At 75.4% G+C, this 21,211-nt stretch carries 15 protein-coding genes; 6 read left to right on the forward strand and 9 right to left on the reverse strand.

All coding sequences use genetic code 11. The features are described from left to right. The first annotated feature begins 127 nt into the window (after nucleotides 1-127). Together AC5WAM_RS34445 and AC5WAM_RS34450 are read left to right on the forward strand one after the other, a co-directional pair. Complete coding sequence (locus AC5WAM_RS34445) at nucleotides 128-1,318, forward strand: glycosyltransferase (protein WP_495523703.1); 1,191 nt, start codon at nucleotides 128-130, stop codon at nucleotides 1,316-1,318. Next, nucleotides 1,315-2,172, forward strand: a complete 858-nt coding sequence (locus tag AC5WAM_RS34450; protein WP_366794986.1) for an SGNH/GDSL hydrolase family protein — start codon at nucleotides 1,315-1,317, stop codon at nucleotides 2,170-2,172. The genes AC5WAM_RS34445 and AC5WAM_RS34450 overlap by 4 nt, the downstream gene beginning before the upstream one ends. Here the strand turns inward: AC5WAM_RS34450 and AC5WAM_RS34455 are convergent. The 5 genes from AC5WAM_RS34455 to AC5WAM_RS34475 form a co-directional block, all read right to left on the reverse strand. Next, nucleotides 2,138-3,037, reverse strand: coding sequence for a 5-oxoprolinase subunit C family protein (locus AC5WAM_RS34455; RefSeq protein WP_366794987.1), 900 nt, complete (start codon nucleotides 3,035-3,037; stop codon nucleotides 2,138-2,140). The two genes, AC5WAM_RS34450 and AC5WAM_RS34455, sit on opposite strands and share 35 nt — an antisense overlap. Continuing rightward, nucleotides 3,034-3,648, reverse strand: a complete 615-nt coding sequence (locus AC5WAM_RS34460; protein ID WP_495523704.1) for a 5-oxoprolinase subunit B family protein — start codon at nucleotides 3,646-3,648, stop codon at nucleotides 3,034-3,036. Before AC5WAM_RS34460 ends, AC5WAM_RS34455 begins: the two co-directional genes overlap by 4 nt. 23 nt (nucleotides 3,649-3,671) lie before the next feature. Further along, on the reverse strand, nucleotides 3,672-4,436 hold the full coding sequence (locus tag AC5WAM_RS34465) for a LamB/YcsF family protein (RefSeq protein ID WP_366794988.1): 765 nt from the start codon (nucleotides 4,434-4,436) through the stop codon (nucleotides 3,672-3,674). A 65-nt stretch (nucleotides 4,437-4,501) separates the two neighbouring features. Continuing rightward, nucleotides 4,502-5,269 carry a putative hydro-lyase gene (locus AC5WAM_RS34470; protein ID WP_495519894.1) on the reverse strand — a complete coding sequence of 256 codons (768 nt, stop codon included), beginning with the start codon at nucleotides 5,267-5,269 and terminating at the stop codon, nucleotides 4,502-4,504. Beyond that, entirely contained in the window at nucleotides 5,266-6,567 is a 1,302-nt protein-coding gene (locus AC5WAM_RS34475) for an MFS transporter (protein ID WP_366794990.1), read from the reverse strand. Before AC5WAM_RS34475 ends, AC5WAM_RS34470 begins: the two co-directional genes overlap by 4 nt. 235 nt (nucleotides 6,568-6,802) lie before the next feature. Between AC5WAM_RS34475 and AC5WAM_RS34480 the strand changes: the two genes are divergently transcribed. The 4 genes from AC5WAM_RS34480 to AC5WAM_RS34495 all read left to right on the forward strand — a co-directional run bounded on the left by AC5WAM_RS34480 (nucleotide 6,803) and on the right by AC5WAM_RS34495 (nucleotide 14,948). Then, nucleotides 6,803-7,507, forward strand: a complete 705-nt coding sequence (locus tag AC5WAM_RS34480; RefSeq protein ID WP_495519895.1) for a GntR family transcriptional regulator — start codon at nucleotides 6,803-6,805, stop codon at nucleotides 7,505-7,507. Nucleotides 7,508-7,680: 173 nt separating this feature from the next. Next, nucleotides 7,681-9,207 carry a hypothetical protein gene (locus tag AC5WAM_RS34485; RefSeq protein ID WP_366794992.1) on the forward strand — a complete coding sequence of 509 codons (1,527 nt, stop codon included), beginning with the start codon at nucleotides 7,681-7,683 and terminating at the stop codon, nucleotides 9,205-9,207. 76 nt (nucleotides 9,208-9,283) lie between these two features. Further along, the gene (locus tag AC5WAM_RS34490; RefSeq protein WP_495519896.1) at nucleotides 9,284-10,177 is read left to right on the forward strand and encodes a hypothetical protein; all 894 of its coding nucleotides are present in this window, start codon (nucleotides 9,284-9,286) and stop codon (nucleotides 10,175-10,177) included. 94 nt (nucleotides 10,178-10,271) lie between these two features. Next, entirely contained in the window at nucleotides 10,272-14,948 is a 4,677-nt protein-coding gene (locus tag AC5WAM_RS34495) for a coiled-coil domain-containing protein (protein ID WP_495519897.1), read from the forward strand. Between the two features lie 45 nt (nucleotides 14,949-14,993). Here AC5WAM_RS34495 and AC5WAM_RS34500 read toward each other — a convergent pair whose 3' ends face one another. The 4 genes from AC5WAM_RS34500 to AC5WAM_RS34515 form a co-directional block, all read right to left on the reverse strand. Further along, nucleotides 14,994-16,109: an aromatic ring-hydroxylating oxygenase subunit alpha gene (locus tag AC5WAM_RS34500; protein ID WP_495519898.1), complete on the reverse strand. Its 1,116-nt coding sequence runs from the start codon at nucleotides 16,107-16,109 to the stop codon at nucleotides 14,994-14,996. Between the two features lie 10 nt (nucleotides 16,110-16,119). Continuing rightward, complete coding sequence (gene solA / locus AC5WAM_RS34505; RefSeq protein ID WP_495519899.1) at nucleotides 16,120-17,298, reverse strand: N-methyl-L-tryptophan oxidase; 1,179 nt, start codon at nucleotides 17,296-17,298, stop codon at nucleotides 16,120-16,122. A 55-nt stretch (nucleotides 17,299-17,353) separates the two neighbouring features. Continuing rightward, the gene (locus AC5WAM_RS34510; RefSeq protein WP_495523705.1) at nucleotides 17,354-19,834 is read right to left on the reverse strand and encodes a GcvT family protein; all 2,481 of its coding nucleotides are present in this window, start codon (nucleotides 19,832-19,834) and stop codon (nucleotides 17,354-17,356) included. 131 nt (nucleotides 19,835-19,965) lie between these two features. Further along, entirely contained in the window at nucleotides 19,966-21,051 is a 1,086-nt protein-coding gene (locus AC5WAM_RS34515; protein WP_495519900.1) for an S-(hydroxymethyl)mycothiol dehydrogenase, read from the reverse strand. Nucleotides 21,052-21,211: the final 160 nt, after the last annotated feature.

Genomic DNA, 21,211 nt, shown 5'->3' on the forward strand with positions numbered 1-21,211 from the left:
GACGAGGCGGGCGCCCGGAGCGGGTGCCGCGGCCGAGCCGGCGGGTCCGGGGGCCGTGCGGCGCGGGAGCCTCGACCTCGTGCCGCGCACGGGCCCGGCCCCCGTGCGGCCCGACGGGCCGTTCCCCGTGCGGCACACGGGCCCCCTGCGCATCGTGCGCATCGCCAACTTCGTGACGCCCTCGTCGGGCGGCCTGCGCACCGCCCTGCACGAGCTGGGCCGGGGCTACCGGGCCGCCGGGCACGAGCCCGTCCTGATCGTCCCCGGGGAACGCGCCCGTGAGGCCGACACCGACCAGGGGCGCGTCGTGACGGTGCCCGGCCCCGAACTGCCCGGCACGGGCGGCTACCGCGTCCTCGCCGACCGGCGCGCGGTGGCCCGCCTCCTGGAGCGCCTGGCCCCGGACCGCCTCGAAGTCTCGGACCGCACGACGCTGCGCTGGACCGGGGCGTGGGCGCGCCGCGCCCGGGTTCCGGCCGTGATGGTCTCCCACGAGGCCGCCGACGCCGTGATGCGCACCTGGGGACTGCCGCCGCGCCTGGCCCGGCGGGCCGCCGACTCCCTGAACTCCCGTACCGCGTACGCCTACGCGCGCGTGGTGTGCACCACCGAATGGGCCGAGCGCGAATTCGTCCGCATAGGGGCGAGCAATGTCGTACGGGCTCCCCTGGGAGTCGATCTGCGGGACCGGCGCCCGGAGCTGCGGGACGCCCGGCTGCGCGCCGCCCACGCGCGCGAGGGCGACGTCCTGCTCCTGCTGTGCTCCCGGCTCTCGGTGGAGAAGCGGCCCGGGAGGGCCCTCGACACCCTGGCGGAGCTGCGGGGGCGTGGCGTACGCGCGGTGCTGGTCGTCGCCGGGGACGGGCCGCTGCGCCCGCGCCTCGAACAGCGGGCCGGGGAGCGGCGGTTGCCGGTGACCTTCCTGGGGCACGTCGCCGACCGCGCCGCGCTCGGCGCGCTCCAGGCCACCGCCGACGTGTGCCTGGCGCCGGGGCCCTGCGAGACGTTCGGGCTCGCCGCCCTGGAGGCGCTCGCGTGCGGCACCCCCGTCGTGGCCAGTGCCTCCTCCGCGCTCCCGGAGATCGTGGGCGGGGCGGGGGCGGCGGCCGCCGACACGGCGGACGCGTTCGCGGACGCGGTCCAGGCCGTCCTCGGCAGGCCCGAGCGGGACCGGAGGCGGAGCGCACGCGCGCGGGCGGAGGGCTTCGGCTGGGACGCCGCGGTGGCGGCGTTCCTGGCGGCCCACGACGCGGGCGCCGTGGCGCAGCCGGAGGCCCCGGGTGCCGTGGCGCTGCCGGGGCACGGCGGTGCCGGATGAGCGCCCTCACCTACGTGGCCCTGGGGGACTCGCTCACCGCGGGCGTCGGCGACCCCGTGGACGGCGCCTGGCGGGGCTGGGCGGCCCTGCTGGCCGCGGGCATCGGCCCGCCCGAACGGCCCGTGGAGTTCCACAACCTGGCTGTGAACGGCGCCAGGACCTGGGACGTCCTGCACCGCCAGACCCCCGAGGCGCTGGCCCTGCGACCCGGCCTGGTGTCCGTCGTCGTGGGCGTCAACGACACGCTGCGCCACACCTTCGACCTGCGCGCCGTGGCCGCCCGCCTCGACGAGGTCTACGGCACGCTGACCGGGCGCGGCGCCGCCCTGCTCACCGCCTGTCTGCCCGACCCCGGAGCGATGCTCGGGCTCCCCGGCGCGCTCGGCCGCCCGCTGGCCCGGCGCCAGCGCGCGGTGAACGCGGTCGTGCACGCGCTGTCGGAGCGCCACGGCGCGCTGCACCTGCACGCCGCCGACGAGGAGTGGGTGGCCGACCGCACCCTGTGGAGCGCGGACCGGCTGCACCCCGGCGAGCGCGGCCACCGGGTGTTCGCCGCCCGCTGCCACGCCCTGCTCGCCGCCGAGGGCCTGGCCGTCGGGCCGCCGCCCGGGCGCGAGCCCGAACTGCCGCCGCCCACCCGCTCGGCGAGCCTGTGGTGGCTGGCCACGGCAGGCACGGGGTGGGTCGCCCGGCGCTGCACCGACCTGCTGCCCCAGCTCCTCGCCCTGGCCGCGACGGAGGTGCAGCACGGGCTGTGCGGCACCAGCGGCGGCCTCGACGTCCGGGCCGCGCGGTCGGTCGCTGCGGCGCTCACCGGGCTCACGGTCGCGGAGAGCCGGCCGAAGGCGGCGTGAGCGCCCCCGTGACCACGAACCGCACCGGTGTCCCCGGCGCTGCCTGCGCCGCTCCCGCCAGGTCCGCGCGCCGCACCACGCCCACCACCGGATAGCCACCCGTGGTCGGGTGATCGGCGAGGAACACCACGGGCCTGCCGTCCGGCGGCACCTGGACCGCGCCGAGCACCATGCCCTCGCTGGGCAGTTCCCCGCTCACCGCCCGGTCGAGCGGGGGCCCCTCCGTACGCAGGCCGATGCGGTTGCTCGCCGACGCCACGCGGTACGCGCGCGTGGTGAGGGTCCGCAGCGCCCCGGGCGTGAACCAGTCCGCACGCGGCCCGGCCGTCAGACGCAGCACCAGTTCGCCCGGCGGCGCCGGGTGCGGGACGACGTCCACGCGCGCGTGAGCCGGGGCCGCGTCCCCCAGGGGGAGCACCGCCCCGTCCGTGAGCGGCGGCGGCCCGAGGCCCGACAGCAGGTCCGTGGAGCGGCTGCCGAGCACCGGCTCGACGGCCACGCCGCCGCTCAGGGCGAGATATCCGCGCACTCCGGAGACGGCGGTTCCCACGTCGAGCAGGGCCCCGGCGGGCACCCGTACCGGCATCCCCCAGGGCGCGGGCCTGCCGTCCACCGTCACCGGGCACGGCGCGCCGCCCACCGCGACGGTGACCGCGCAGCGAGGCCGCACCGCACAGCCGTTGAGGGTGGTCTCCAGGACGGCCGCTTCGGGAGGGTTGCCGACGAGACGGTTCACGAGCGCGGCCGCCGGCCGGTCGAGGGCTCCGGAGTGCGGCACCCCCAGGTGGGCGTGGCCGGGCCGCCCCTCGTCCTGCACGGTGGTCAGCGCCCCGGAGCGCACGACGACGAAGGCCCGGTCGGTCATCGGGCCTCCGGGACGAAGCGGACCCGCGCGCCGGGCGTCAGGAGCGCGGCCGGTGCGCGCGCGTCGTCCCACAGCACGGCCTCCGTGGTGCCGATCAACTGCCAGCCGCCGGGCGACGTGCGGGGGTACACGCCTGTGTAGGGCCCGGCGAGGCCCACGGAGCCCGCGGGCACCGCCGTACGCGGCGTGGCCCGGCGCGGCACGTCCGGCAGCCCGCCGAGGCCCGTCAGATAGCCGAAGCCGGGGGCGAACCCGCAGAAGGCGACGCGGAACTCGGCCGCCGCGTGGATCCGCGGCACCTCCCGCACCGGCACCCCCCACAGGGCGGCGACGTCCGCCAGGTCGGGGCCGTCGTACCGCACGGGCAGTTCGAGGACGTCCTGCGCGCGCGGGGACAGCGGCGGGATCTCCCAGGTGGGCAGGCGGGCGGCGAGCCGCTGGGGGGCGTCGAGGCCGTCGAGCAGCACCGTACGGGCCGCGGGGACGATCTCCCGCACCGTGAGCTCTCCGGCGGCGCGGCGGCGCAGCAGCTCGGCGTGCAGGGCCTCCGCCGCGCTTCCGTCGGACAGCTCGACGAGCAGTGCCCGTTCGCCCATCGGCAGCACCGTCATGCGCGGCCGGGCGCGGGAGTCGCTCACGCGAACGCCTCCACCCGGACGCCCGCCGCCTCCAGGCGCGCGCGGACCTGCCGGGCGAGGCCCACCGCTCCCGGTGTGTCGCCGTGCAGGCACAGGGAGCGCGCGCGGACCGGGACGCGCTCTCCGCTGTGCGCGGTCACGGTGCCGGAGCGGGCGATTCCGACGGACCGTTCCACGACGGCGTCGGCCTCGGTGATGACGGCGCCGTCCGTGCCGCGCGGCACCAGGGTTCCCTCGGCGGTGTACGCGCGGTCGGCGAACGCCTCGGTGACGACGGGGAGTCCGGCCTTCTCCGCCGTCTCCAGGAGGCGCGATCCGGGCAGGCCGAGCACGGGGACGCGGTCGTCGGCGAGCAGCACCCCGTCCACGACGGCCGCCGCCTGCTCGGCGTCGTGGACCACCCGGTTGTAGAGCGCGCCGTGCGGCTTCACGTACGACACGCGCGTGCCCGCCGCCCGGGCGAACACCTCCAGGGCGCCGATCTGGTAGGCCACTTCGGCCGCGAGCTCCAGGGGCGGCACGTCCATCGCGCGCCGCCCGAAGCCCGCCAGGTCGCGGTACGAGACCTGGGCGCCGATCCGCACGCCCCGCTCGGCCGCCCGCTCGCACACGCGCCGCATGGTGGCCGCGTCGCCCGCGTGGAAGCCGCACGCCACGTTGGCGCTGGTGACCACGGACAGCAGCTCCTCGTCGTCGGTGAGCCGCCAGCGTCCGAAGCCCTCGCCGAGGTCGGCGTTGAGGTCGATCGAGGCCCAGGTCATGAACGTCTTCGCTCCTGTTCGTTGTCGCGTGTCCACGCGTGCGTGCGCGCGGCTTGCCGCTCCGGTCAGGCCACGCGGTACTGCTCGTCGCGGGCGTCGGTGAGGAACATCCGGCCCGGCGCGTGCGTGAGTGCGAACGGCGGCCGGGAGGCCATCACGGCGGCCTGCGGCGTGACCCCGCACGCCCAGAAGACCGGGATGTCGTCGGGCTCGGCGTCCACCGGGTCGCCGAAGTCGGGCTCGCCGAGGTCGGCGATGCCGAGCCCGGCCGGGTCCCCGCAGTGGACGGGGGAGCCGTGCACCGCGGGCAGCAGGGAGCTCTCCTCGATCGCCGCCGCCAGGTGCGCGGGCGGGACCGGGCGCATGGAGACCACCATGGGTCCCTTCAGGCGCCCCGCGGGCCTGCACGGCCGGTCGGTGACGTACATGGAGACGTTGCGGCCCTGGTCGATGTGGCGCAGCGGCACGCCCGCCGCTGCGAGGGACCACTCGAAGGTGAAGCTGCACCCGATGAGGAACGCCACCAGGTCGTCGCGCCAGTGCGCGAGTACGTCGGTGGGCTCGTCGACCAGCTCGCCGTGGACCCACACGCGGTAGCGCGGCAGGTCCGTGCGCAGATCGGCGCCCGGGGCGAGCGGCGTGGTCCAGGAGCCCGCGTCGGTGACGTCAAGGACCGGGCACGGCTTGGGGTTGCGCTGGCAGAACAGCAGCATCTCGTACGCCCAGTCGGCCGGGACGGCGATCAGGTTCGCCTGGGTGTGCCCCGGGGCCCAGCCCGCCGTCGGGACGCTGAGGCCCGCCCGGAACCTCGCGCGTGCCTCCGCGGGGGTCACAGCAGCTCCCTGCCGCGCGTCTCCGGCAGGCCCAGCAGGGCGACGACGGCGAGGGCGTACCCGAACGCGCCGAAGATCAGCGCGCCGCCCGTGCCCCAGCTGTCCGCCAGGAAGCCCACCGTGGTGGGGAACACGGCGCCGATCGCGCGCCCGGTGTTGTACGTGAAGCCCTGTCCGGTGCCGCGCACGGCGGCCGGGTACAGCTCGCTGAGGAACGAACCGAAGCCGCTGAAGATGGCCGACATGCAGAAGCCCAGCGGGAAACCGAGCACCAGGAGAAGGCCGTTGGCGCCGTCGGGGATGTTCGTGTAGGCGACGATGCTGGCCGCGGAGAGGAAGGCGAACAGGGTGATGTTGCGCTTGCGGCCCAGTTTGTCGGTGAGGTACCCGCCGGTGAGATAGCCGAGGAAGGCGCCGGAGATCAGGAACGTCAGATATCCGCCGGTGCCGACGACCGTGAGGCCGCGGTCGTCCTTGAGGTAGGTGGGGACCCAGGTGGCGAGCGTGTAGTAGCCGCCCTGGACGCCGGTGGACAGCAGGACCGCGAAGCACGTGACGCGCAGCAGGTCCGGCTTGAAGATGGCCGTGAAGGAGCCCTTGTCGGCGCTCTTCTCGCGCGCGGCGGCCGCCTCCGGGGCGTCGTGGACGTTGCGGCGCACGTAGACCACGAGCAGCGCGGGCAGGGCGCCCGTCCAGAACATCACGCGCCAGGCGACGTCGTCGTCCAGGAACTGGAAGACCAGGGTGTACACGATCGCGGCGAGGCCCCAGCCCACCGCCCAGGCGCTCTGGATCGCGCCGAGCGTGCGGCCGCGGTTCTTGGCGCTCGCGTACTCGGCGACCAGGATGGCGCCGACGGCCCACTCGCCGCCGAAACCGAGGCCCTGGAGGGCGCGGAAGAGCAGCAGGGTCTCGTAGTTGGGCGCGAAGCCGCAGGCGACGGTGAACACCGCGTAGGTGACCACCGTGATCATCAGGGCCTTCACGCGGCCGATGCGGTCGGCGACGACGCCCGCGACGGCGCCGCCCACGGCGGACACGACCAGCGTGACGGTGGTGAGCAGGCCGGTCTGGCCGCTGTTCAGGTCGAAGTACGCCTTGAGGGCGACCATCGTCAGCGGCAGCGTGAAGTAGTCGTAGGAGTCGAGCGCGTACCCGCCGAAGGCGCCGGTGAAGGCGCGGCGGCCGCGCGGCCCGAGCGCGCGCAGCCAGCCGAACGCGCCGTCGTCGGCGGGAGGCCGGGCCTCGCCGGGGGAGTCGTCGACGGATATCGGGGAGGGCGGTGGGGTCGTGCTCATGGGCACCTCGCAGAGGGGTTGGCGGTGCTGGAGGGTGCTTCTGATGAGCGGTGCCGAAGGGGGTCCGGGAGCGCCGCGGGTGCTGTTGACGGGCTGAGCATGGCGGCCCCCGGCGGGGAGGCGGGAGCCGCTTGCCGGACAACGTAGAGGATTGTTCAACGATCCCTCAATACCCGTGTTGTTTCGTTCTTGTCTCTGCGGTTGAATCCCGGCATGGCTGAGGGGATCGCTGAGCATGGCTGAACTGACGGGTCTCGCCGACGACCGCGCGCTGCTGGGCCGCACCAGCACCGCCGAACGCGTCGCGGACATCCTGCGGAGCCGCATCGCCGAGGGGTACTTCCCGCCCGGAACACGCCTCTCCGAGGACAGCATCGGCGGTGCGCTCGGCGTCTCCCGCAACACCCTGCGCGAGGCCTTCCGGCTCCTCACCCACGAGCGGCTCCTCGTCCACGAGCTCAACCGGGGCGTGTTCGTACGCGTCCTGACCGTCGACGACGTCGAGGACATCTACCGCATCCGGAGCCTGGTCGAGTGCGCCGTGGTCCGTGGCCTCGGACCGCCGCCGTACGCCGTCGACGGACTCGCCGACGCGGTCGCCGAGGGCGGGGCGGCGGCCCGCGCGCGGGACTGGAAGGGCGTGTCCACCGCCAACATCCACTTCCACCGCGAACTGGTCGCGCTCGCCGGCAGCGACCGCACCGACGAGCTGATGCGCAGCGTCTTCGCCGAACTGCGCCTCGCCTTCCACGTGGTGGACGACCCGCGCCGCCTGCACGAGCCCTACCTCGCCCGCAACCGGCAGCTCCTGGAAGCCCTCCGGGCCGGCACCGCGCCCGAGGCCGAGCGGCTGCTCGCCGAGTACCTGGACGACTCGCGCCGCGGCCTGGTCGACACCTACGCGCGCCGGGTGGCGGAGGGCGGGCTCGGCGGGCGCTGACGCGGCCGCGGCGGGCGCCGCCGCGCACCCGGGGACGGGGCGGCGGGGTATCCCGGGGCGGCGCGCGTCCCGGCCCGGCGGCGGGCCCGGTGGGCCGTGCCCGAGGCCGGGGCCCGCACGGTGCATCTGCGTCGTTTCGACCGTTGTCAGACCGAGGACCTAGTCTGTGCACCGTGACTTCGCCTGCCGTACCGGATACCGCTCCGCCCCAGCTCAGCGCGGGGCCGCGGCCCGCGCCGGGCCCGGCCGCCGACGAGGGCCTGGCGCGGCGCCTGCGCGCGCTCGCGTGCACGGCCCCGCTGCACGACCTGGACGCCCGCAAGGCCAACCTCGCGGGGGAGTACTCGGTGTACGCGATGGCCGAGGTGGCCCTGTCCGCCATCGACCTCGTCACGCTGAACATGGACTTCGACACGGGCGCCGACCACGAGCAGATCGTCGCCCGCCTGCTGCCCCGCGTCGCCGCCCAGGCCCCGCGCCGCCCGGCCGCCGAGCACGAGCGCGTCGCCCGCTGGGTCCTGGAGAACCTGATCAACGTCGGCAGCGTCGACCGCGGCTTCCGCGCGGTCTACGGCACCTTCGACCCCGACGGGACGTACGTCCGCAGGGACTACGACTTCAAGCTCATCGAGGAAGTCCCCGGCTACGGCGGCGGCGTCTACCTCCGCACCACCGACGAGGCCGTGAACGTCCTGGTGGGAGCCCTCGACACGGACGTCACCAGCGCCCAGATCGCCGCCGAGGTGAAGCTGGAGGTGCTCATCAGCAGGGGCCGCCTCGCCGACGCCCAGCTCGCCGCCGAGCAGGCGCGCTACCGCACGGTCCAGTACTCCGAGACGCTCCGCAAGGCCCTCGACGCCACCCGGCGCAACGTCCGCGCGGTGGACTGGCTGCGTGCCGTCCCCGACATGATCGCCGAGGCCCTGGACCACGTGGCCGACCGCTACCGCCACGAGAACGCGATCCTGACCAACATCCGCAAGGCCCGCGACGAGTCCGAGGACCCCGAGCAGAAGCGCCGCGCCGCCGAGCTCGTCGACATCGTCAAGGACTGCATCCGCCGCCACACCCAGCTCCAGTCCCGGCTCCTCGAAGCGGGCCCCCTGTTCCGCGCCGAGCAGGACCGGCAGGCCTTCGCCACCCCCGCCGCCCGCACCGGCCTCGACCTGTACGGCCAGCTCGTCGCCCCCGTGCTGCCGCTCCCCGCCGAGCAGGCCACCCGCGTCACGGACGCCTTCTTCGCCCACGGCACGGGCCTGCGCACCCCCGTGTCCGTGCGCGTCGGCGACCTCGTCGACATACTCCTGACGCCGCCGATGGAGCGCGAGCACCTGGGCGCCGAGATGCCCGAGCCCGACCTCATCGCCACCCCCGACGACAGCCGGTTCAGCGAGGAGCAGCTGGCGAGCGCCATGGAGCTGCTCGCCCTGCCGCCGGACGCGCCGCGCAGGCTCTCCGGGCTGCTCGCCGACGCCCGCCGCCGCGACCCCGAGCTGCCGTACCTGGTCGCCCTGCTCGCCGTGCACGCGGCGAGCCCGCCGGTGGGCACCGCCTACCGCCAGGGCGAGGAGCAGCTCCTGTTCGCCGTGGACGACGGCACGGAGCTGGACGACCCGGAGTTCGGCGGCGCCGACCTCGTCGTCGGCACCGCGCTGCTCGACGCCGCGGGGATGGCCGCCGACCGCACGGAGGCGGCATGACCCCCCGGGCCCGCGGCACCGCACCGGGCACCCCAGGAGACGTACGACCGACCATCCGCAGCAAGGAGCCGCAGCCGTGACCGACCACCCCGCAGAGCACGCCGCGTGGGGCGAGCCGGACTCCGCCCCGGCCCCGGCCACCACGCCCGCCGTCACCCCAGCCGACGCCGCCGACGCCGCCCGGCTCGTCGCCTTCGGGCTCCAGCCCAAGCTCCAGCCCGCCCGCGACCAGGAGTACGGCGAACTGCTGCGCCGCTACCGCGAGGACCCGCCCTTCGCGCGCCTCGCCGACGCCGTCGCCACCGGGCTCGGCCTCGTCGTCCTTGAGGTGTCCCCGCGCGCGGGGATGGCGGTCACCGCCGCCGAGGACTCCGTGTTCGCCGTGCGCATGGGCGACTACGCGCGCCGCGCCGCCGCCGACTCCACCGACCGCTTCCTGCACGGCCTCGCCCACCTCGCCGTCGCCGCCATGGCCTTCCCGCGCCCCGAGGACCTCGCCGACGACGGCTACATCGGCCGCGTCACCGTCAACGGGGTCGACGCGTTCGTCCGCCAGGTCTGCCGCCGCCTGGAGGAGCGCGCCGAGGAGCAGGGCGAGAACACCGACCCGGCGACGAACGCCCCCGGCCTGGAGGCCGCCTGGCGCGTCTGGGCCCGGCGCAGCTCCACCGGAGCCACCAAGGACGCGCGCAGACTGGCCGGTTCGACCACCGGCATCGTCGGCAAGGCCGCCGCGTTCCTCACCGACTCCGGCTTCCTCCAGCGCACCGGCGACGACTCCGGCGGGACCTACCGCACGACGGCCCGCTACCAGCTCCAGGTGCGCGACATGGCGGGCAGCGCCGCCATGGCCGAGCTCCTGGAGCTCGGCGTCGTCCCGGTCACCGACGGCTCCGCGACGCTCCTGCCCCCCGACGACACCGACGACCTGGAACTGGTGGCCGACGCGGGCCTGCCGTTCCACTCCTGACCCCCGGGCGGGCCCCACCACCGGGGAGCGCCCCCACCGCCCCGCCGTTCCGCACGAGTCACCGACCGACGACTTACGACGAGAGTCCGCCGCCATGTACGAGCTGTCCCGGGTCCGCCTCTACTCCATCGGACCTGCCGGCGCACGCTACGCCGACACCGTCCTCGACCTGCGCGGAGTCGGCGACGTGGTGCCCGACCCCGCGCCCGCGCAGGCGGAGTTCTTCGAGGAGGAGCCGGTCGGCCCGCCGCGCAGGCCCGCGCCCGCGGGCGTGCTCTTCCTGGAGAACGGCGGCGGCAAGTCGGTCCTGCTCAAGCTGATCTTCTCGGTGATGCTGCCGGGCCACCGCAACACCCTGGGCGGCGCCAGTTCCGGCGTCCTGCGCAAGTTCCTGCTGGCCGACGACTGCGGCCACGTCGCCCTGGAGTGGCAGCACACGCTGACCGGCGAGTGCGTCGTCGTCGGCAAGGTCAGCGAGTGGCGCGGCCGCCAGGTCTCGAACGACCCGCGGAAGTTCGCCGAGGCCTGGTACTCCTTCCGGCCGGGCCCCGGCATGAGCCTGGACTCGCTGCCCGTCGCCGAGTCCACCGCCGTCAGGGCCGCCGCTGAGGGCGCGTCCGGCGCGCAGGGCCGCCGCCGCACCATGAAGGGCTTCCGGGACGCCCTGACGGAGGCGGGCAAAGCGTACCCGCACCTCGAAGTGCACTGGGAAGAGATCCACGACCGGTGGAACGAACACCTCGGCGACCTGGGCCTCGACCCCGAACTCTTCCGCTACCAGCGCGAGATGAACGCCGACGAGGGCGAGGCCGCGGGCCTGTTCGCCGTCAAGAAGGACTCCGACTTCACCGATCTGCTGCTGCGCGCCGTCACGGACACGCGCGACACGGACGGCCTCGCCGACCTCGTCCACGGCTTCGGCAACAAGCTGGGCCGCCGCGCCGAGCTGATCGCCGAGCGGGACTTCACCGCGGGCTCCGTCGACCTGCTCGGCCGCATCGTCGAGGCCGCCGAGACCCGGGCACGCGCGCGTGACGTGCACGCGGGCGCCGAGCGGCGCACCCGCACCCTCGCCCGGCGCCTGTCCGCCCGGGGCGTCGAGGAGCGCGGCCGCGCCGCCGACCTCGCCGAGCAGGTCACCGCCGCCGCGCACACCGTCACCACGGCCGAGCAAGCCCGCGAGCGCTCCGCGCTCATCTCCGCCGAACTGGCCTACCGGCACGCCTCCCTGGCGCTGACCGTCGCCGAGAAGGCCGCCACCGCCCAGCGCCGCGAGCTGGCCGACGCCCGCACCCTGCACGCGGCGTGGCAGGCCGCCGAGGCCGTCCTGCGCCACCGGGCGGCCGCCGACCGCTCCGCGCGCGTGGCCGCCGCCATCCGCGAGGCCGAGCGGGACGCGGCCCCCGCGCTCGCCGCCCGCGCCAAGGCCGCCGCCGACCTCGTACGGGCGCTGCACACGGCGGCCGAGGGCGCCGAGGCGCACGCGAACGAGGAGGAGGAGCGCTCCGCCGTCCTCCAGGAGACCGGCGAGGCCGCCCACCGCGACGCCACCGCCGCCGCGACCGAAGCGCAGCGCGCCCGCAGCGAGACCGGCCACCTGCGCCAGCGTCTGGCCGAGGTCGAGCAGGAGACCGCGGAGGCCGTCCGCGCGGGCTGGCTCGACGACAGCGAGCCCGACGCCGACCCGGCGCGCGCCGCGCTCGCCGCGAGCGACGCCGAGAAGTCCGCGGTCGCCGCCTGGGACACCGCCCGCGAGGCCGGGAGCAGGGCCGCCGAGCACGCCAAGGAGGCCGCCGCCGCGGAGGCCCGCGCCGAGCTGACGGCGGCCCGCGCCGCCGACGCCGCGACGGTCGCCGAGCAGGCGTACGACGGGGAGCGGCGGACCGCCGAGTCCCTCGCGCGCGACGAGCGGCTCGCGGAACTCCTCGGCCTGCCCGGCACCGCGGGCGCGCCCGGCGCCGGGGTGCCGCAGCCGCGCCGCGCGGCCGCCGACGACGCCACCGGCGGCACGCCCGAGGGCGAGGCGCCCGCAGACCACGAAGGCCGTGCCGACGAGGCCCTCACCGCCGAGCACCTCGACCACAGCGCCGACGATCTGCGCGTCCTCCTGGAGGACCGGGTGGCCGCCGCCGAGCGGCAGCTGTTCGAGCTGCGCACCGCCGCCGCCGACGACTCCCGCATCCTCGGCGCGCTCGGCGACGGCGGGCTGCTGCCGCCGGGGCCCGACGTCCTGGCCACCGTCGAGTTCCTCGGCGAACACGGCATCCCCGCGCTGCCCGGCTGGCGCTATCTGGCCCAGGCCGTCGACCCCACCGACCACGCGCGCGTGCTCGCGGCCCGGCCCGAGCTCGTCGACGGTGTCATCATCACCGACCCCGACACGCACGTACGGGCCCGCGAGGCGCTCTCCGGCGCGGCCCTGCTGCCGCGCTCGACGGTCGCCGTCGGCACCGCCGCCGCCCTCCTCGCCCCGGCCCCCGCGGCCGACGCGGAAGCCGACGGCGACGTCTTCCTCGTACCGCCGAACCCGGCCATGCACGACGAGCACGCCGCCGACGAGGAGCGGCAGGCCCTGCGCGCCCGCGCCACCCGGCGCGACGACGAGATCCGCGTCCTCGCCCAGCGCCTGGCCAAGGACCGGGAGCTGGCCGCCCGGCTCGCGTCCTGGCGCTCCGGCTGCCCGGCCGGACGCCTCGCCGAGCTGGCCGCCGCCGCGCGCGCGGCCCGCTCCTTCGCCGAGGAGGCCGAGGCCGAGCTCGCCGAGGCCCGTGCCGCGCGCGCCGAGGCCGACGAGGTCGCGGGCGACGCCGCGCGCGTGCGGGACGAGCGGCAGGAGGCCGCCCAGCGCGCCCGCCGCGCCGCCGACGCGCTCGCGGGCCTGGCGTTCCGGCTGCGCGAGCGCGCCGGATGGCAGACGAAACTGCGCGAACTGGCCGACGAGGCCGTGGAGTCCGAGGCCCGCGCCCAGGCCTGCCTCGACCGGGCCCGCGCCGCCGACGAGGACCGCCGGGCCGCGCAGCGCGCCGCCGACGACGCCCGCCGCACCGCCCGCGCGCTGCGCGCCGAGCGCGCCGAGATCGCCGGCGCCCCCGAGGACATCGCCCTCGACGAGGACGCCCCCAAGACCTCGCTGCCCGCGCTGCGCGAGGCCTACCGCGCGGCCTCACAGCTGTACGAGAAGGTCGGCGTCGGCGCCGACCTGCGCGCCGAGCAGGCCCGCGCCGAGAGCGACGAGTCCGCCGCCCTCGCCGAGCTCGACCGGCTCAGCAACAAGGTGCGCACCCGTGCCGCCCAGCTCCTCGAAGGCACCGACGGCGCCGACGGCCCCTCCCGGCAGGCCGCCGCCGCGCGCGCGGAGGCGCAGGTCCAGCTCCTCGAGTCCCGCGCGTCCGCCGCCAGCGAGCAGCTAGGCCGGCTGCGCGGCGAGGCCGAGCGGCACGCGCCCGAGGACGGCGACGCGCACACCGAGCTGCCCGCCGACCTGGTGCCCGCCGACGCCGAGCAGGCCCAGGCGCTGCTGCGCACGGCCACGGGCGAACTGGCCGCCCACAGCGCGGCCCTGACCCGGGCCAAGGAGGCGCACGCCGCGCTCCTGCGCACCCACCGCGCCACCGAGGAAGCGGCCGGAGGCTTCGACGAGACGGCCGCGCTCCTGCGCGACCTGCTGCGCGAGCACCCCGACGCGGACGCGGAGGAGCAGCCCGAGCCCCACCCCGGCACCCTGGAGGAGGCCCGTCAGGCCGCCGCCGAGGCCCGCCGCTCGCTGCGCGGCTGCGCCGCCGACCTGTCCGCGGCCGAGACGGCGGTGCGCGAAGCCAGTGACATCCTCGTCCGGCACGCCAACTCCACCCGCTACGAACAGGTGCGCACCCCCGCCCGCCAGCAGATCCGCGAGCTGCCCGCCGCGGCGCTGCCCGAGCACGCCAAGAAGTGGGCGGAGGCCTTCGCGCCCCGCCTGCGCGTCCTCACCGACGAGCTGGAGCAGCTGGAGCGCAACCGCGACAGCATCGTCGACCGGCTGCGCGGCCTCGTCGAGTCGGCCCTCGCCACCCTCAGGTCCGCCCAGCGCCTGTCCCGGCTCCCCGAAGGCCTCGGCGAGTGGTCGGGCCAGGAGTTCCTGCGCATCCGCTTCGAGGAGCCCGACCAGGCCACCCTGGTGGAGCGCCTCGGCGTGGTCATCGACGAGGCCACGCGCGCGGCCGTGAAGAAGAACTCCGACCTGCGAAGGGACGGAATGTCCCTGCTGCTCAGGGGAGTTCAGGCCGCCCTGGAGCCGCGCGGCATCGCCGTGGAGATCCTCAAGCCCGACGCGGTGCTGCGCGCCGAGCGCGTCCCCGTCGGTCAGATGGGCGACGTGTTCTCCGGCGGCCAGCTGCTCACCGCCGCCATCGCCCTGTACTGCACGATGGCCGCCCTGCGGTCGAACGACCGGGGCCGCGACAAGCACCGCCACGCGGGCACGCTGTTCCTCGACAACCCCATCGGCCGCGCCAACGCCACGTACCTCCTGGAACTCCAGCGGGCCGTGTCGGACGCCCTCGGCGTACAGCTGCTGTACACCACGGGGCTGTTCGACACGACCGCCCTCGCCGAGTTCCCGCTGGTCATCCGCCTGCGCAACGACGCGGACCTGCGGGCGGGCCTGAAGTACATCAGCGTCGAGGAGCATCTGCGCCCCGGTCTGCCGCAGGAGCAGCAGGCCCCGGCCGAGGAGACCGTGCACGGGGAGATCACGGCGACACGGATGTACAAGCGGCCCGTCACGACCTGAGGGCGCGTGGGGCAGCGGCCTCCCGGGCTTCGGGGGGCGCCGTGCTCAGGCGATCCGTCGGGTCACCCAGGCGTGGAACTCCCCGATGTGGTGCTCGGTCGGCACGAGCACCCCGCCGTGCCGGTAGGCGCGGGAGCTCATCGCGGGCTGGGTCCGCTCGCACGCCGCGAAGTCCTGCTCGTTGACCCGGTGGAAGAGCTCCACGGACTTCGACAGATCGGCCCCGCGGGCCACGACGTCGGCTGCGTACAGCCAGTCGCACTCGACGACCGTGCGGTCCGCGGCCAGCGGGACCATGCGGTGCAGGATCACGTGGTCCGGTACGAGGTTCACGAACGCCGTCGGCCTGACAGTGATCGCGTAGTAGCGGCGGTCCTGCTCGTCGGCGACCCCCGGGAGGCGCCCGAAGCCCGCGCTGCCGTCGACGGTGAAGCCGCGCACCTCGTCACCGAAGGCCGCGCCGTGTCCGACGTAGTACTGCGCGGCGTAGCCGTCGGTGAACTCGGGCAGGACGTCGGTCAGTTCGGGGTGGATGGTCGCGCAGTGGTAGCACTCCATGAAGTTCTCGACGATCAGCTTCCAGTTGGCGCGCACGTCGTAGCGCACCCGCCGTCCGAGGGCCAGGTCCTGGAGGCGGTAGCGCTCGATGGCCGCCGGGTCGCCCAGGCGCGCGGTGACGTCGCCGACCACGGTCTCCTCGAAGGACGGCGGCTCGTCGGCCAGACACACCCAGGCGTAGCCGAGCCACTCCCGCAGCGCCACCCTCACCAGGCCGTACGCGCTCCGGTCGACGTCGGGCATCCTGGTGAGGTTCGGCGCCGCGACGAGCCGCCCGTCCAGGTCGTACGTCCAGGCGTGGTACGGGCACCGCAGGCTGCGCCGCACCTCGCCCGCGCCGTCGGCGCACAGCCGGGCGCCCCGGTGGCGGCAGACGTTGAGGAAGGCGCGCAGTCCGCCGTCGCGGGCACGGGTGACCAGGACGCTCTCGCGGCCGACCTGGACGGTGCGGTACCCGCCGGGCTTGTCGAGGTCGGCGGCGCGTACGGCGCACACCCACAGGGCCTCGAAGACGCGCTCCTGCTCACGCGCGAACACCTCGGGGTCGGTGTACGAGCGGCCCGGCAGGGTCGCGAGGAGACTCCTGGACACCTGGGTCGTCACGTCGGTCCTCCTAAGCGGGCGCCGGGGCGGGCAGCGGGCCGGTGATCCGGCGCGGGTCGAACAGCTCGACGGGGTGTGCGGTGGCGCCGTCGAGCGCCAGGTCGGCGAGGATCTCGCCGACGACCGGCACGAACTTGAAACCGTGCCCGGAGAAGCCGCAGGCGACCGTCACCGACTCGGGGTGGGCGGGGTGCCGGGCGATGACGAAGTGCTCGTCGGGCGTCGTCGTGTACATGCAGGTCGCGGCCTTGAGCAGGCGCCCGGGAAGCAGGGGGATCTGGCGGGACATGTGGTCGGCCATCGCGGCGGCCTCGTGCGGGTGGACCGTGCGGTCGATGGTGTCGGGCGTGCAGACGTCACCCTTGCGGAAGAAGGCGACCTTCGCGCCGAGTTCGGGGCCGTCGATCGCCGGGAAGCCGTACACCTGGACGCCCTCCGGGTCCTCCCACACGTAGATCGGATGGTGTGCGGGCAGGAAGGGGGCGACCCCACCGGTCGGCTGGAACCAGTACATGATCTGCCGCTCGATGGTGAACGGCACCCCGAGGTCCGCGAGCAGGTCGGGCGCCCACGCACCGGGGCAGATCACCAACTGGCCCGCGGTGTACGTGTCCTCGGGCGTGTGCACGCGGACGCCGCCCCCACACGGCTCCCACCGGACGACCGGCTCCTCGAAGCGCAGCTCGGCGCCCTGCCGGGTGGCGAGCTGGAGGTGCGCGGCGACGGTGTTCTCCGGCCGCAGCAGGCCCGCGCGCCGCTCGAAGAGCGCGACCTCGTCGGCGCGGGGCGTGAGCGTCGGGAAGCGGCGGCGGATCTCGCGGGCATCGAGCATCTCGTGCGGTAGCCCCCAGGTCTCGGCGGACAGCCGCGCCCCGGAGACGACCCGTCCGTCGGGACGGCCGACCATCACACCGCCGCACAGGATCGCGATCTCGCGCCCGGTGTCCCGCTCCACCTGCTCGTACAGCTCGTACGCGCGAAGGAGCAGCGGTACGTACGCGGGGTCCTCGAAGTACGACTGGCGCGTGACCCGGGAGCCGCCGTGGCTGGAGCCGCGCTGGTGCACGGGGCCGAACCTCTCCAGGCCGAGGACGCGGGCCCCGCGCGCGGACAGGTGGTGAGCGGCGGCGCTGCCCATGCCGCCCAGGCCGATCACGATCACGTCGTACGTGGGGGTGGTGCGGGACATGCGGGCTCCAGGGGGACGGCGACAGTGCGGGCAGGCTCGGGGACGGCGCGGAGGACTAGCAGCGGATCCGGGTCATCTCGGGGTCGAAGAGGGGTTCGTCGGCGACCGTCGCGGGCAGGCGCTCGCCGAAGTACTCGATGTGGACGGGCGTTCCGGCGGGCAGCGGCGGCAGCCAGGCGTAGGCGACGCAGCGGCCGAGCGTGTAGCCGTACGCGGCGCTGGTGACGTATCCCGCCGGGGTTCCCTCGACGTACACGGGCTCCTTGCCGAGGACGACGGCGGCCGGGTCGTCGAGGAGCAGGGGGGTCAGCCTTCGGGTGCGGGTGCGGGTGCGGGTGCTGGTGCTGGTGCTGGTGCCGGGGGTGAGGTCGGGGGCGCGCCGGCGCAGGGCCGCGCGGCCGACGAAGTCGCCCTTGTCCTGGCGGACGGCGAAGCCGAGCCCGGCCTCGTAGGGGTCGTGCTCGGTGGTCATGTCCTGGCCCCAGGCGCGGTAGCCCTTCTCCAGGCGCAGGCTGGTGAAGGCGGACCGCCCGGCCGCGACGACGCCGAGGTCCCGGCCCGCCTCCCACAGCGTGTCCCACAGGCGCAGGCCCAGGTCGGCGGTGGTGTACAGCTCCCAGCCGAGCTCCCCGACGTAGCTCAGGCGCAGGGCCGTCACCGGGACGTCGCCGAGGTGCGTCCGCCGGGCCTTGAAGTAGCCGAAGGCCCGGTGCGAGAAGTCGTCGCGGGTGAGCGGCTGCACCAGCGCCCGGGCGCGCGGACCCCACACGCCGACGCAGCATGTCCCCTGGGTGATCTCCCTGATGTGGACGTCGCCCGGCGCGTGCCACAGTAGCCAGGTGAGATCGGCGGGGGAGTTGGCGCCGACCTGGAAGTGGTCGGGGGCGAGCCGTGCCACGGTCAGGTCGGAGCGGATGCCGCCCGCCTCGTCGAGAAGGAGGGTGTAGGTGACCGAACCGGGCTTCTTGTGAAGGTTGTTGGTGGTCATGCGCTGCAGGAAGGCCAGGGCGCCGGGCCCCGTGACCTCCAGGCGGCGCAGCGGCGTCATGTCGTACAGCGCGACCCGTTCGCGTGTCGCCCGCGCCTCGGCGGCGGCGATCGGCGACCAGTGGCGGGCGGACCAGGCGTCCCGGGCGGGCAGCTCCAGGCCCGCGATGAGGGGCGCGTTCGCCTCGTACCAGTGCGGGCGCTCCCAGCCGCCGCCCTCCAGGAACACCGCGCCCAGCTGGAGTTGGCGGGCGTAGAAGGGGCTGACGCGCAGCGGCCGCGGCTGGTCGATCGGCTGCTGCGGGTGGATCACGTCGTAGACCTCGACGAACTGCTGGGCGCCGCGTCGCGCGACGTACGCGGGGGAGTGCTGGGCGTCCTCGAAGCGCGTCAGGTCGCAGTCGTGGACGTCCGTCGCGGGCCTGCCGTCGACCATCCACTCGGCGACCGCCTTGGCGACGCCCGCCGAGTGTGTGACCCACACGGCCTCGGCGAGCCAGAAGCCGCGCAGCGCCGGGGCCGGGCCGAGCAGGGGCATGCCGTCCGGAGTGAAGGAGAAGACGCCGTTGAATCCCTCGTCGACCGCCGACTCCTTGAGCGCGGGCAGCAGACCACAGCAGTCCTGCCAGCTCGGTGCGAAGTCCTCCTCGGTGAAGGGGAGCACCGACGGCATCGCGGGCACGGCACGCCCGCGCCGCCCGGCGGCCTCCTCGTACGAGTCGACGGTAGAGGGATCGACGGGCAGCGGCCGGTGGGCGTACGAGCCGATGCCGATGCGGTCGGTGTGCTCGCGGAAGTACAGGTCCCGGTCCTGGAACCGGAGGATGGGCCGGGAGGCCTCCGTGCGCGGGTCGTTGACGCCCGCGAGCTCGGGCAGCGGCCGCGTCTTCGCGTACTGGTGGGCGAGCGGCAGCAGCGGCACGTCGACGCCCGCCATCCGCCCGATCACCGGACCCCAGAAACCCGCGGCCGACACCACGTGGTCGGCGGGGAACGCGCCGCGGTCCGTGACCACCCCGGTGATCCGGCCGTCGGCGCGCTCGACGCCGGTCACGGTGTGCCGGTCGAGGAAGCGGGCACCGCGCCGGGAGGCCCGGTCGATCTGCGCGCGGCAGGCGGGCACGGCCCGGGCGAGCCCGTCGTCGGGCGTGTGCAGCCCGCCGAGGACCTGCCCGCTGTCGAGCAGCGGCCACAGCTCGGCGCATCGCTCGGGGCCGACGAGTCGCGCGCGGATGCCCCAGGACGCGGCGAGCCCGGCCTTGCGGCGCAGATCGGCCCAGCGCTCCGGCGTGGTGGCGAGTTCCAGACCGCCGACCGGGTGGAAGCAGGGAAGCCCGTCGACGGTCAGGGAGCTGAACTTCCGCACGGTGTAGGCGGCGAACTCGCTCAGCGTCTTGGACGGGCTGGTCTGGAAGACGAGCCCGGGCGCGTGCGACGTGGAGCCGCCCGGGGCGGGCAGCGGCCCCTGTTCGAGGACGGTGACATCGCTCCAGCCGCGCGCGGTGAGCTCGTCGGCGAGGGAGCAGCCGACGATTCCGGCGCCGATGATGACGACGCGGGGGCCGCGAGAGCCGGGGGGACGGTCTTGCGGGGCGGCGGCGGTGGCCTTCGGCGCGCGGTGCTGGCGGGCGGTCGGCGCGTCCTGCCGCGGGGTGTTCCGCGCCCTGTCCGGCGCGGCCGTCACAGGACCACCACCGAGCGCAGCACCGTGCCGTCCCGCATCCGGTCGAAGGCCGCCTCGACCTGGTCGAGGGCGATCCGTTCGCTGACGAAGGCGCCGAGGTCCAGTCTGCGGCGCACGTACTCGTCGACGAGGACCGGGAAGTCCCGGGTGGGCAGACAGTCCCCGTACCAGGAGGACTTGAGCGCGCCGCCGCGCGAGAAGAGGTCGATCAGCGGCAGCTCGATGGTCATCGCCGGGTCGGGCACGCCGACCTGGACGAGGGTGCCCGCGTGGTCGCGCATGTAGAAGGCCTGCCGATAGGTGTCGGGGATGCCTACCGCGTCGATCGCCACGTCGACGCCGAAGTCGCCAGTGAGCCCGCGCACCGCCGCCACCGGTTCCGTGCCGCGGGAGTTGACCGTGTCCGTCGCCCCGAACCGCGTCGCGCCGTCGAGCTTCGCGTCGTCGACGTCGACCGCGATGACGCGTCTGGCCCCGGCGAGCGCGGCCCCGGCGATCGCCGCGCAGCCCACGCCGCCGCAGCCGATGACCGCGACGGTGTCGCCGCGCCGTACGCCGCCGGTGTGCACGGCGGCCCCGTACCCGGCCATCACCCCGCAGCCGATGAGACCCGCCGCCTCTGGACGCGCCGCCGGGTCGACCTTCACGGCCTGGCCCGCCGCGACCAGGGTCTTCTGCGCGAACGCGCCGATGCCGAGCGCGGGGGTCAGCGGGGTGCCGTCGAGGAGCGTCATGGGCTGGGCCGCGTTGCGCGAGTCGAAGCAGTACCAGGGGCGGCCCCGCAGACAGGAGCGGCACGCCCCGCACGGTGCGCGCCAGGCGATGACCACGTAGTCGCCGGGCCGCAGGCCCTCGGCGCCCTCGCCGACTGCCTCGACCGTCCCTGCGGCCTCGTGCCCGAGCAGGAAGGGGAAGCCGTCACCGACCGCGCCCTCCCGGTAGTGCAGATCGGTGTGGCAGACCCCGCAGGCCTGCACGGACACGAGCACCTCTCCCGGTCCGGGATCCGGCACGACGATCGTCTGCACCTCCACGGGTGCGCCCTTCTTCGCGGCGACGACGCCACGGACCTCGTGTGGCACGGCCAGGCTCCTCTGCGGGACCGTTTGCGCGACTCCGCGCAAACGCGGCTGTTGTTGCGTACTCCACGATTCGTTGCGCTATCGGGAACATCGTGCGAGCGGCATCAAGGGGCCGTCAAGGGGCGGACACGAAGGCTCGGGAAAAGGCCGGGACGGCTTC

It is taken from the genome of Streptomyces sp. JLYT201, assembly GCF_059448825.1.

Excerpts from the sequence above, each read along its gene's own strand:
- AC5WAM_RS34460 (WP_495523704.1), bottom strand. The coding sequence starts at position 3,648 with ATGACGGTGCTGCCGATGGGCGAACGGGCACTGCTCGTCGAGCTGTCC.
- AC5WAM_RS34455 (WP_366794987.1), bottom strand. The coding sequence starts at position 3,037 with ATGACCGACCGGGCCTTCGTCGTCGTGCGCTCCGGGGCGCTGACCACC.
- AC5WAM_RS34480 (WP_495519895.1), top strand. The coding sequence starts at position 6,803 with ATGGCTGAACTGACGGGTCTCGCCGACGACCGCGCGCTGCTGGGCCGC.
- AC5WAM_RS34450 (WP_366794986.1), top strand. The coding sequence starts at position 1,315 with ATGAGCGCCCTCACCTACGTGGCCCTGGGGGACTCGCTCACCGCGGGC.
- solA (WP_495519899.1), bottom strand. The coding sequence starts at position 17,298 with ATGTCCCGCACCACCCCCACGTACGACGTGATCGTGATCGGCCTGGGC.
- AC5WAM_RS34475 (WP_366794990.1), bottom strand. The coding sequence starts at position 6,567 with ATGAGCACGACCCCACCGCCCTCCCCGATATCCGTCGACGACTCCCCC.
- AC5WAM_RS34495 (WP_495519897.1), top strand. The coding sequence starts at position 10,272 with ATGTACGAGCTGTCCCGGGTCCGCCTCTACTCCATCGGACCTGCCGGC.
- AC5WAM_RS34465 (WP_366794988.1), bottom strand. The coding sequence starts at position 4,436 with ATGACCTGGGCCTCGATCGACCTCAACGCCGACCTCGGCGAGGGCTTC.